Below are 11114 nucleotides of genomic sequence, written 5' to 3'. Positions count from 1 at the left end.
CGTTGGGATCGGGCGGATCGCCCGCGCCGGCGGCACAGCCGGCCAGCAGCGCGGTGGCGCCGAGCAGGGGGAGCAGGCGCATCATTCGCCCGAAATCTCGGACATCAGCAGCTTGCCGTTGCGTACGCTGAACGCCGTGCGGCCCTCCACCAGCGCGATCGCATCCTTGCCGAACACGTCGTAGCGCCAGCCGGACAGCAGGGTGAGTCCGGTGCGGACCCCGGCGGCGATCGCCTCCAGCTCCTCGCTGCGGGCGATCAGGCGGGGGGCGACGTCGGCCTCGCGCGCGCGGATCTTGAGCAGCAGTTTCAGCAGGTCGGCGATCAGCGCGCTTTCCTTGCCCAGCCCCGGCCGGCGATCGTCGCGGACGGGCATCTCCTCGTCCGGCAGCGGCTGCGCGGCCTCGAGCGCGGCCATCAGCCGGCCGCCGATATCGTTGCCGGCCCAGTTCGGCGACAGCCCGCGCACCTTTGCCAGATCGGCCTGCGTCTTGGGCGGATGGCTGGCGATGTCGGCCAGCGTCTCGTCCTTCACGATACGGCCGCGCGGCAGGTTCTTGCCCTGCGCCTCATGCTCGCGCCACGCGCCCAGCGCCTTGAGCCGGCCGAGCACATCGGCCTTGCGGCTGGAAACCTTGATCCGCGTCCACGCCAGGTCGGGGATGTTGAGGTAGCTGGCGGCATCGCCGAGCCGCTCCATCTCGGTATCCAGCCACTCGCCGCGTCCGGTGCGGCGCAGCTTGTCGAGCATCTTGGGGAAGATGGTGGAAAGATGCGTCACGTCGCCGATCGCATAGTCGATCTGGCGTGCGTCCAGCGGACGGCGCGCCCAGTCGGTGAAGCGGGCGCCCTTGTCCAGCTTCACCCCGATCATGCTCTCCACGAGGTTCGAGTAGCCGACCTGCTCGCCCATGCCGAGCGCCATCGCGGCCACCTGCGTATCGAACAGCGGATAGGGCGTCTTGCCGGTCAGGTTGTGGACGATCTCCAGATCCTGCCCGCCGGCGTGGAAGATCTTGAGCACTTCCCGGTTCTCGACCAGCAGGTCGAGCAGCGGCTTCAGGCTCAGCCCCTTGGCCTTGGGATCGATCGCGGCGGCTTCCTTGTCGTCGGCGATCTGGATCAGGCAGAGATCGGGGTAATAGGTGTTCTCGCGCATGAATTCGGTATCGACCGTGACGAACGGCGATCGCGCGAGGCGATCGCACAGGGCGGCGAGGGTCTGCGTGTCTGTGACGAGGGGGTGAATCTTCATTCCGCCCCCATAGCGGGGCGGGGCCGCCTTGACAAAGCAAGGTGGAGGGGGCGAAGCGCGGCGCCTGCCACTTTCTATGAGAAGTTGATCTCCCCATGCACGCCTATCGTTCGCACACCTGCGCCCAGCTCGGCGCCGCCGATGTCGGCGAGACCGTCCGCCTGTCCGGCTGGGTGCACCGCAAGCGCGATCATGGCGGCGTGCTGTTCGTCGATCTGCGCGACCATTACGGGCTGACGCAGATCGTGGCGGATGCGGACTCGCCCGCGCTGCCGCTGCTGGAGGGGTTGCGGGTCGAATCGGTGGTGACGATCGACGGCGTGGTGAAGGCGCGGGCCGACGGCACGACCAACCCCAACCTGGCCACCGGCGCGATCGAGGTGTTCGCCCGCGAGGTGACGGTGCAGTCCGCCGCGCAGGAGCTGCCGCTGCCGGTGGCGGGCGAGGCCGAATATCCCGAGGATATCCGCCTGCGTTACCGCTTCCTCGATCTGCGGCGCGAGCGGACCCACAAGAACATCATGCTGCGGTCGAACGTGATCGCCAGCGTGCGCCGCCGGATGATCGACCAGGGCTTTACCGAGTTCCAGACGCCGATCCTGACCGCCAGCAGCCCCGAGGGCGCGCGCGACTATCTGGTGCCGAGCCGGGTGCATCCGGGCAAATTCTACGCGCTGCCGCAGGCGCCGCAGATGTTCAAGCAGCTGCTGATGGTCGCCGGGTTCGACCGCTATTTCCAGATCGCCCCCTGCTTCCGCGACGAGGATGCGCGCGCCGATCGTAGCCCGGGCGAATTCTACCAGCTCGATTTCGAGATGAGCTTCGTGACGCAGGAAGACGTGTTCGCCGCGATCGAGCCGGTGCTGCACGGCATCTTCGAGGAGTTCGCCGATTTCGAGGGCAAGGGCCGGCAGGTGTCGCCGCTGCCGTTCCGCCGAATCCCCTACCGGGAATCGATGCTGAAATACGGCAACGACAAGCCGGACCTGCGCAACCCGATCCTGATCTCCGACGTGTCCGATCACTTCAAGGGGTCGGGCTTCGGCCGCTTCGCCTCGATCGTGGAAAGCGGCGACGTGGTGCGCGCGATCCCGGCGCCGAACACGGCGGACAAGAGCCGCAAGTTCTTCGACGACATGAATTCGTGGGCGCAGTCCGAGGGGTTCGCCGGCCTTGGCTACGCCACGCGCAAGGGCGGCGAGTTCGGCGGGCCGATCGCCAAGAACCACGGCGAGGCGGGCATGGCCGCGATCGCCGAGGCGCTGGGGCTGGGGCCGGACGACGGCGTGTTCTTCGCCGCCGGCAAGGCATCGCAGGCGGCCCGCCTCGCCGGCCTCGCCCGTACCCGGGTGGGCGAGACGCTCGGGCTGATCGACGGCAAAAAGTTCGAGTTCTGCTGGATCGTCGATTTCCCGATGTTCGAGCTGGACGAGGACACCAAGAAGATCGACTTCAGCCACAACCCCTTCTCGATGCCGCAGGGCGAGATGGCGGCGCTGGAGGGCATGGATCCGCTCGATATCCTCGCCTACCAGTATGACATCGTGTGCAACGGCGTGGAGCTGTCCTCCGGTGCGATCCGCAATCACAAGCTGGACGTGATGTACAAGGCGTTCGGGATCGCCGGCTACACGCAGGACGAGGTGGACGCGAACTTCCCCGGCATGGTCGGCGCGTTCAAGTTCGGCGCGCCGCCGCACGGTGGCTCGGCCCCCGGTATCGATCGCATCGTGATGCTGCTGGCGGACGAGCCGAACATCCGCGAGGTCGTGCTGTTCCCGATGAACCAGAAGGCCGAGGATCTGATGATGAACGCGCCGGCCCCCGTGGGCCTCAAGCAGTTGCGCGAGCTGAACATCCGCCTCGTCGAGCAGGCGAAGGGCTGATGGCGATCGACCTTGGCGACTATGAGAAGGGCGCCAGGGTCGATGGCGACTATGACGCGCAGCTGGCCGACCTGCAGGAGCGGCTGGCGCGAGTGCAGGTCGCGCTGATCGTCCACCGCCGCCGCGCGATCATCGTGCTGGAGGGGTGGGACGCGGCCGGCAAGGGCGGCATCATCAAGCGGCTGACGGCGGAGTGGGATCCACGCAACTACGAGGTCTGGCCGATCGCCGCGCCGACCGACGAGGAGAAGAAACGCCATTTTCTCTGGCGCTTCTGGCGACGTCTGCCGGGCGACGGCGAGATCGCGGTGTTCGACCGCAGCTGGTACGGCCGCGTGCTGGTGGAGCGGGTGGAGGGCTATGCCACCACAAAGCAGTGGCACCGTGCATACGACGAGATCAACGAGTTCGAGGCGCAGCAGAAGGACGACGGCACGACCATCATCAAGCTGTTCGTCCACGTTACGCAGGAGACGCAGGACGAACGGCTCAGGAAGCGGCTGTCCGATCCGTGGAAGCGGTGGAAGATCACCGCCGACGACTTTCGCAACCGCGCTCGGCGGGCCGATTATTTGGCCGCGATGGCCGAGATGTTCGAGCAGACCGACACGCGCTGGGCGCCGTGGCAGCCGATCGACGGCACGAACAAGAAGTATGCCCGCATCGCCGCGCTGACTCATGTGGTGGAACGGCTGGAAAAGGCCGTGCCCACCACGCCGCCGCCGGCCGACGAGGCGGTGGTCGCGGTGGCGAGAGAAGCGATGGGCAAGGACGTTGAAATCGGCTGACGGGGCGGCCGCCTGCCCCTCCGCCGATCGCGACGGGCAGGCGGCCAGCGACCTTAGCCGATCTTCAGGTGGTTCCTGCCGCGCTGGCTGTCCTGCTTCTGCTGGAGGATGGCGCGGTTCGCCTGCTCCTGCCTGGCATGGATGATGCGCTTGTCCTGCGCGGTCAGCTTGCCGCCATGGCGCGCGCGCATCCGGTCTTCCTCGCGCTTGATGGCGGCCTGCTGCGATTTCAGCCGGGCGGCCTCCGCGTGGGTGAGCTTGCCCGAACGCTTGCCGGCATCGATCCGGCGTTCCTGATTGAGCTGGCGGGCGTTGACCGGCCCTTCGGCGGAAGCGGCGACACCGCCCAGCGTGAGCGCGGCGAGGCCGAGGGTGAGGATGGTCTTCTTCATGATCGTCTCCGATGGGGCGGGGCTGGCCCGTCGCGGGGCACAACGCGCCGGCCGGCGGGACGGGCGCATCGGGCGGTCAGGCGCGCGGTCACCCTTCGGGATAGACGATCGTCTCGACCTCATATTCCTTGTCGCCGGCCGGCAGCCACACGGTGCGCAGGTCGCCGACGGCGGCGCCTTTCAGCGCGTTGGCCAGCGGCGATCGCCAGCTGATCCGCCCGGCACCCGCATCCGCCTCGTCCTCGCCCACCAGCGTCACGGTGCGGCGGTTGTCGTCCTCGTCGGCGATCGTCACGGTCGCGCCGAACCGCACCTTCGACCGATCCGCCTGCGCCGCCGGGTCGACCGCGACGGCCAGCTTCATCCGCTTCGCCAGATGGCGCAGCTCGCGGTCGATCTCGCGCAATTTCTTGCGGCCGTAGATGTAATCGCCGTTCTCCGATCGGTCGCCGTTGCCCGCCGCCCAGCTGATGACCTCGACCAGCTTGGGCCGCTCGTCGCCCAGCAGATGCTGGTAGCGCGCGCGCAACGCCGCCAGCCCGGCCGGCGTGATGTAGTTCGGATGCTCCGCCATGTACCGTCAGCCCGGCGTCGACTTGCCGAGGTAGGCCGACAGGCGGTTGCGCGCCGGCATCCGCGCGCGTGCCGGGTTCAGCGAGTCGTACACCACTGCATTTTCCAGCACCCGCTGCACGTAGCCGCGCGTCTCGGTGAACGGGATCGCCTCGATCCAGTCGATCACGTCGACGCCGGGCATGCGCGGATCGCCGTTCTGCGCCAGCCACTTGCGCACGTTGCCGGGGCCGGCGTTGTAGGCGGCCACCGCCAGCACGTGATTGCCGCCGAACGAATCGAGCAGGTTGCCGAAGAAATAGCTGCCGAGCGTGACGTTATACTGTGGGTCGCCCGTCAGCCGGCCCAGATCATAGGGCATCCCCAGCTTGCCGGCGGTATCGCGGGCGGTGCCCGGCATCAGCTGCATCAGCCCGCGCGCGCCGACCCGGCTCATCGCCTGCCGGTCGAACTGGCTTTCCTGCCGGCTGATGGCGTGGACCATCACCCAGCGCGACTGGGCGATCTGCGGCACGGCGATCTCGGGAAAGCCGGTGGCGACGAAATCGCTGACGCCGCTGTTGCGTGCCGCCCGCGCCACCATCACCCCCAGATCGGGCCGGCCGATGTCGCGCGACAGCTCGGCGGCCAGCACATGATCGGCATCGGTCTTCACCGAACTGGCGAGCGTGCGGAGGAACAGGCTCTGGTCGACGTGATCACCCAGCTCCCCCAGCGTGCGGATCGCGCGGACGAGCGTGGAGGACTGGAAGGCGGCACGGATCGCCGGATCAACCGGCATGGGGGTGGTGGCGGGCGTCGTGGCGATCTGGCCCAGCCGTTCGGAGGAAAGCTGGCCGTAGAACTGGTCCGGGCTGGCGGCGGCCTGTGCGAAATACTGGTTGGCAAGGCCGGCATTGCCCGCCGCCAGTGCCGCCCGGCCTGCCCAATAGGCGCCCCGCGTCCGCGTCTGCGGAGAGACGGCGGCGCGTGAATAGCGGTCGAACAGCGTCATCGCGTCGCGCGGACGGTTGAGCTTCTTGAGCGCCGCCATGCCGCCGAGGAAGGTGAGGCTGGTGTAATCGTCCCGCTCGCCCAGCGACCGCGCGCGCACGTCGGTGCCGGCGGGGAAGGCGCCGTCGGCCTGCATCGCGATGCCGAGCACGAAGCTGGGCTGGGTGTCCGCATCGGCGCCGCGGGCGTTCTGCAGCAGCACCTCGAGATACTTCTCCGGGTCGAGCGGCGGGGCGGCCAGCGTGCGCGGCTGCGCCAGCCAGCTGCGCGCCGTCACGCTCTGCGAGGTATCGCGCAGGAAGCGGGCGCGGTCGGCGACGAAGCCGGCGTCGCTGTTGCCGATCGCCGCATAGGTGGTGGCGATGTCGCCGGCGTCGGCGCGGCGGGTGCGCAGCGCGAGGCGGGCGTCGAACATCGCCCGCTGACCCGGCGACACGCTGACGATCTGGCGCGCGGCGGCGCCGGTCGCCCCCTCCCCCAGCAGCCGGTCCATCCGCCGGTCCTGGTCGGGCTGCGTGAACACGGTGCCGAAGCGGGCGCGCAGCCGGTCCTCGTCCGGCGGGGAGAGAACGCCGCCGGTCCATGCGGCGCGGGCGGCGGCGAAGGCGGCGTCGCTGCGGCCGACCCCCGCCAGCGCCTCGGCCTGCCGAACCAGCCCGGTGGGGGTGAGCGGCGGGAAACGATCGAAGAAGCGCGCCACTTCGGACGGGATCGCCGTCGCCGGGTCGATCGCGCGTTCGGCGGCGCGGCGCATCGCGGCCTCGCCCGGCCAGCCGGGGTAGGCGAGCAGGAAGCCGCTGTAATCGGCGAACGGCAGCGAATCGCTCTGTTGCAGCCGGTTCCAGCGGACCAGCGCCTCGCCGATCGGGTCCATCGCGGAAGGGGCGGCGGGCGAGGGGTAGGCGCCCGGCACGTTCAGCCGCGCGGCATACCAGCCGCGCTGGTCGGCGGTGAGCGCGGCGGCGGCCGCGACCGAGGCGGTGAGCAGCACGCCCGCCAGCAGGCGGCGCACGGTGCTGGACATGATATGGGGCGCATCCCTATCAGGCGTCGAAGTCGATCGGCGAATGTTCATGGCTCCACTATGGCCCGTGGAGTCGCCGAGGTGAAGGGATAGCAGGATGTTCAGCGGTTCGATTCCCGCTCTGGTCACTCCGTTTCGGAACGGCGGCTTCGACGAGGCCGCCTTCCGCGCGTTCGTGGACTGGCAGATCGAGGAAGGGTCGACCGGCCTCGTGCCGTGCGGCACCACGGGCGAAAGCGCCACGATGTCGATCGAGGAGCACGACCATATCGTGAAGGTGTGCGTCGATCAGGCAGGTGGCCGCGTGCCGGTGATCGCCGGCTGCGGATCGAACGACACGCGCGTGGCGCTGGAGCACATGCGTCATGCCGAAGCGGCGGGCGCCGATGCCGCGCTGGTGGTGCTGCCCTATTACAACCGCCCCAATCAGGACGGCGTGCTGGCGCACTTCCGCTACCTCAGCGACAACAGTCCGTTGCCGATCATGCTCTACAACGTACCCGGCCGCACCGTGACCGACATCGGCGTGGAGACGATGGCCGAGCTGGCGAAGATCCCGACCATCGTCGGCGTGAAGGACGCCAGCGGCAAGGTGGAGCGGGTGGCGGCGCAGCGGCTGGCGTGCGGCACCGGCTTCTGCCAGCTTTCCGGCAACGACGATATGGCGCTGGGCTTCATGGCGATGGGCGGCGTGGGCGTCATCTCGGTGACGGCCAATGTGGCGCCCCGGCTGTGCGCCGACTTCCAGACGGCGTGCGCCACGGGCGACTGGAAGGGGGCGCTGGCGTTGCAGGACCGGCTGTTCCCGCTCCACGCCGCGCTGTTCAGCGATGCCTCGCCCGGCCCGGTGAAGTACGCCATCGCCCGCGTGCGCGCCGACTTCCCGACCGACCTGCGCCTGCCGATGACGTGGCCCTCGCAAGCCAGCCGCGACGCGGTGGATGCGGCGCTCGATCACGCGGGGCTGATCTGAGCCTGTGGCACGGCCCAAACCCGCCGCGTTCGAGAAGGTCAAGGTCGTCGCCGAGAACCGGCGCGCGCGCTACGAATATTTCCTCGAGGACTTCTACGAGGCCGGCATCGCGCTGACCGGCACCGAGGTGAAATCGCTGCGCTTCGGCGAAGGCTCGATCGCGGAGAGCTATGCCGAGGTGAAGGACGATCAGGTGTTCCTTGTGAACGCCAACATCCCCGAATTCAGCCACGGCAACCGCCACAATCACGAGCCGAAGCGCCCGCGCAAGCTGCTGTTGCACGAGCGCGAGATCAACAAGATGCGGGTGGCCGTCGGGCGCGAGGGGATGACGCTGATCCCGCTCTCCGTCTACTTCAACCCGCGCGGCCGGGCGAAGGTGGAACTGGCGCTCGCCAAGGGCAAGAAGCTGCACGACAAGCGCGAGACCGAGAAGGACCGCGACTGGAAGCGCGAGCAGGGCCGCATCATGCGCGAGCGCGGCTGAGGGCATGTTCGACAGGCTGCGTCGATGGTCCCAGGCCAACATGCCGACCCGCGAGACGTTCGAGCGGATCGGCTGGCTGCGGCCGATCGCGCACCGCATCCTGCTGCCCGAGCTATGGCATTTCAACCGCCGGTCGGTGCCGCGCGGGGTGGCGCTGGGCGTATTGGTGGGGGTGCTGATCCCGATCGCGCAGACGATCTTCGCCGCGCTGTTCGCGCTGCCCGCCCGCGCCAACGTGCCGGTGGCGGCGCTCACGACGTTCATCACCAACCCGCTCACCACGCCGCCGTTGTGGCTGGCGGCCTACTGGCTGGGCGGGCGGCTGCTACATCTCGACGCGGTGGATGCCGTCTCGCGGACGGAGGCGATGGGGTGGATCCAGTGGATCGTCTCCACCGCCGGCCCGGCCACCGCGCTGGGCCTGCTGGTGATCGCGGTGGTGGGCGCGGTCGTCGGCTATGTGATCGCCGCCTTCGCGTGGCGCGGCTGGGTGATGCACAAGTGGCGGCAGCGCGCGCTGGAGCGTAACCTGCGCGGACTCTGAGGGATTTACCCGGCTGCGTCACCTGCTATCCCGGCATCATGCTCAAATCATATGCCGAGGTTTCCATGCGTTCATCACTCCTGATCCTGGCGGCATCGACGATGCTGGCCGGGGGTGTCTATGCCGCCGCGCCCGCCAAGCGCGCCGGTGCGGTCGAGAAGGCGGCGGTCGGGCCCGTCGCGCCCCCGCAGGCCGGCCGGCCGCAGATCGGCACCTTCGGCTTCGACGAAGCCGGCATGGACCGCAGCGTGCCGCCGGGCCGCAGCTTCTACGATTTCGCCAACGGCACCTGGGCGAAGACGACGCCGATCCCCGCCGACCGATCGAACTACGGCATGTTCAACGTGCTGGAGGATCTGTCGAACGACCGGATGCGCGGTATCATCGAAACGGCCGCCAAGGCACCGGGCAGCAAGATCGGCGACCTGTACGCCAGCTTCATGGACGAGGCCGCAGTCGAGGCGAAGGGCGTGGCGCCGGTGAAGCCGCAGCTTGCCGCGATCGCCGCTGTTTCCAGCCGCGCGGCGTTCGCGAAACAACTCGGCCAGTCGCTGCGTGACGGGGTGAGCGGGCCGATCGGCGCCGGCGTCTCGATCGACGACAAGGACCCCGACAAGCCGGTGGTGCAGATCGCCCAGTCCGGCCTCGGCCTGCCCGACCGCGACTATTATCTGAAGGCCGACCCGAAGCTGGCCGAGGCGAAGGCGGCCTATGTGGCGTATCTGGCGAAGCTGTTCACGCTGGCGGGGGAGCCGAACGGCATGGCCCGCGCGCAGGCGATCGTCGCGTTCGAGGGGCGGATCGCCGGGGTGCAGTGGACCCGCACCGAAAGCCGCGATTCGGACAAGACGTACAACCCCTTCACCCGCGCCGATCTGGACAAGAAGGCGCCCGGTTTCGACTGGGCGGGGTTCCTCGGCGCGGCGGGGCTGGAGAAGCAGCCGCTCTATATCGTCGCGCAGCCAACCGCGATCGCGGGCGCGGCGAAGGTGATGGCCGAGACGCCGCTGCCGGTGCTGAAGGACTATCTGTGGGCGCGCACGCTGGACGATGCCGCCCCCTGGCTGGCGAAATCGTTCGTCGACGCGCACTTCGCCTTCCACGGCACCGTGCTGGATGGCACGCCGGAGAACCGCCCGCGCTGGAAGCGCGGCGTGGCGCTGGTGAAGAACGCGATGGGCGAGGCGGTGGGCGAACAATATGTCGCCCGCTACTTCCCGCCCGAGGCCAAGGCCGAAGCCGACAAGCTGGTGAAGAACATCATCGCCGCGATGGACGACCGGCTGGCCAACCTGACGTGGATGGCGCCCGAGACGAAAGTGAAGGCGCGCGCCAAGCTGGCCGCCTTCCGCCCGCAGATCGGTTATCCGACCAAGTGGCGCGATTATTCCGCGCTGCCGATCGCACGCGGCGACCTCTACGCCAACGTTCAGGCCGCGACCCGGTTCGAGTGGAACCGCGGCCTCGGCAAGCTGGGCAAGCCGGCGGATCGCGACGAGTGGTTCATGACGCCGATGGAGATCAACGCCTACGCCAACCCGGTGTGGAACGAGATCGTGTTCCCCGCCGCCATCCTGCAACCGCCGTTCTTCGACCCGAAGGCCGATCCGGCGGTGAACTATGGCGGCATCGGCGCGGTGATCGGCCACGAGATCAGCCATCATTTCGACGATCAGGGGCGCAAGTACGACGCCACCGGCCGGTTGGCCGAGTGGTGGACGAAGGAGGACGTGGCGCGCTTCACCGCGCTGACCGACAGTCTCGTCAAGCAGTATGACGCCTATGAGCCGCTTCCGGGCCTGCACGTGCAGGGCGGGCTGACGCTGGGCGAGAACATCGCCGATCTGGCCGGTCTGACCGTGGCGCACGAGGCGTATCGCCTGTCGCTGGCCGGCAAGCCGGCGCCGGTGATCGACGGTTTCAGCGGCGATCAGCGCTTCTATCTCGGCTGGGCGCAGGTGTGGCGGCGCAGCTACCGCGAGGCCAACCTGCGCCAGCGGCTGCTCACCGATCCGCACAGCCCGTCGGAACAGCGCACCGCCGTCGTCCGCAATCTGGATCCGTGGTACGATGCGTACAAGCCGGCGCCGGGCAGCCTGCTGTTCCTGCCGCCAGCGCAGCGCGTGCGTATCTGGTAACGCGATACGCTTGACGCCGGCGGGCCGGGCGGGGGAAGACACGGACGATGGCTTCCACCGCC

10 protein-coding genes are annotated in these 11114 nt (G+C 68.8%); 6 read left to right on the top strand and 4 right to left on the bottom strand.

Annotation, left to right across the window (positions count from 1 at the left end):
• Nucleotides 1–81: 81 nt before the first annotated feature.
• Nucleotides 82–1254 (bottom strand): ribonuclease D, encoded by a 1173-nt coding sequence (gene rnd, locus FOY91_RS18735; RefSeq protein WP_145155178.1) that lies wholly within the window; start codon nt 1252–1254, stop codon nt 82–84.
• Between the two features lie 95 nt (nt 1255–1349).
• Between rnd and aspS the strand changes: the two genes are divergently transcribed.
• A complete protein-coding gene (aspS, locus tag FOY91_RS18730) occupies nt 1350–3140 on the top strand; it encodes an aspartate--tRNA ligase (protein WP_145155176.1) in 1791 nt (596 codons plus the stop codon).
• Nucleotides 3140–3928, top strand: coding sequence for a polyphosphate kinase 2 family protein (locus FOY91_RS18725; protein ID WP_145155174.1), 789 nt, complete (start codon nt 3140–3142; stop codon nt 3926–3928). The genes aspS and FOY91_RS18725 overlap by 1 nt, the downstream gene beginning before the upstream one ends.
• Nucleotides 3929–3981: 53 nt before the next feature.
• Here the strand turns inward: FOY91_RS18725 and FOY91_RS18720 are convergent, their stop codons facing one another.
• The 3 genes from FOY91_RS18720 to FOY91_RS18710 all read right to left on the bottom strand — a co-directional run bounded on the left by FOY91_RS18720 (nt 3982) and on the right by FOY91_RS18710 (nt 6910).
• A complete protein-coding gene (locus FOY91_RS18720) occupies nt 3982–4320 on the bottom strand; it encodes a hypothetical protein (RefSeq protein WP_145155172.1) in 339 nt (112 codons plus the stop codon).
• Nucleotides 4321–4408: 88 nt separating this feature from the next.
• Nucleotides 4409–4894: a GreA/GreB family elongation factor gene (locus FOY91_RS18715; protein ID WP_145155170.1), complete on the bottom strand. Its 486-nt coding sequence runs from the start codon at nt 4892–4894 to the stop codon at nt 4409–4411.
• 6 nt (nt 4895–4900) lie between these two features.
• Nucleotides 4901–6910 carry a lytic transglycosylase domain-containing protein gene (locus FOY91_RS18710; RefSeq protein ID WP_145155168.1) on the bottom strand — a complete coding sequence of 670 codons (2010 nt, stop codon included), beginning with the start codon at nt 6908–6910 and terminating at the stop codon, nt 4901–4903.
• Between the two features lie 97 nt (nt 6911–7007).
• Between FOY91_RS18710 and dapA the strand changes: the two genes are divergently transcribed.
• The 4 genes from dapA (at nt 7008) to FOY91_RS18690 (ending at nt 11052) form a co-directional block, all read left to right on the top strand.
• Nucleotides 7008–7883 (top strand): 4-hydroxy-tetrahydrodipicolinate synthase, encoded by an 876-nt coding sequence (gene dapA / locus FOY91_RS18705; protein WP_145155166.1) that lies wholly within the window; start codon nt 7008–7010, stop codon nt 7881–7883.
• 4 nt (nt 7884–7887) lie between these two features.
• Nucleotides 7888–8370: an SsrA-binding protein SmpB gene (gene smpB, locus FOY91_RS18700; protein WP_145155164.1), complete on the top strand. Its 483-nt coding sequence runs from the start codon at nt 7888–7890 to the stop codon at nt 8368–8370.
• Between the two features lie 4 nt (nt 8371–8374).
• Nucleotides 8375–8914 (top strand): DUF2062 domain-containing protein, encoded by a 540-nt coding sequence (locus FOY91_RS18695; protein ID WP_145155163.1) that lies wholly within the window; start codon nt 8375–8377, stop codon nt 8912–8914.
• Nucleotides 8915–8979: 65 nt separating this feature from the next.
• Nucleotides 8980–11052 (top strand): M13 family metallopeptidase, encoded by a 2073-nt coding sequence (locus FOY91_RS18690; RefSeq protein ID WP_145155161.1) that lies wholly within the window; start codon nt 8980–8982, stop codon nt 11050–11052.
• Nucleotides 11053–11114: the final 62 nt, after the last annotated feature.

This window comes from Alterirhizorhabdus solaris (genome assembly GCF_007785815.1).
Taxonomy (GTDB): Bacteria; Pseudomonadota; Alphaproteobacteria; order Sphingomonadales; family Sphingomonadaceae; genus Alterirhizorhabdus; species Alterirhizorhabdus solaris.
Note: the sequence above shows the minus strand (reverse complement) of the source record. Positions and strands in the feature narration are given on the sequence as shown.

Coding starts and splice junctions, on each gene's coding strand:
- FOY91_RS18720 (WP_145155172.1), bottom strand. CDS start 4,320: ATGAAGAAGACCATCCTCACCCTCGGCCTCGCCGCGCTCACGCTGGGC.
- rnd (WP_145155178.1), bottom strand. CDS start 1,254: ATGAAGATTCACCCCCTCGTCACAGACACGCAGACCCTCGCCGCCCTG.
- dapA (WP_145155166.1), top strand. CDS start 7,008: ATGTTCAGCGGTTCGATTCCCGCTCTGGTCACTCCGTTTCGGAACGGC.
- FOY91_RS18715 (WP_145155170.1), bottom strand. CDS start 4,894: ATGGCGGAGCATCCGAACTACATCACGCCGGCCGGGCTGGCGGCGTTG.
- FOY91_RS18725 (WP_145155174.1), top strand. CDS start 3,140: ATGGCGATCGACCTTGGCGACTATGAGAAGGGCGCCAGGGTCGATGGC.
- FOY91_RS18710 (WP_145155168.1), bottom strand. CDS start 6,910: ATGTCCAGCACCGTGCGCCGCCTGCTGGCGGGCGTGCTGCTCACCGCC.
- FOY91_RS18695 (WP_145155163.1), top strand. CDS start 8,375: ATGTTCGACAGGCTGCGTCGATGGTCCCAGGCCAACATGCCGACCCGC.
- FOY91_RS18690 (WP_145155161.1), top strand. CDS start 8,980: ATGCGTTCATCACTCCTGATCCTGGCGGCATCGACGATGCTGGCCGGG.
- aspS (WP_145155176.1), top strand. CDS start 1,350: ATGCACGCCTATCGTTCGCACACCTGCGCCCAGCTCGGCGCCGCCGAT.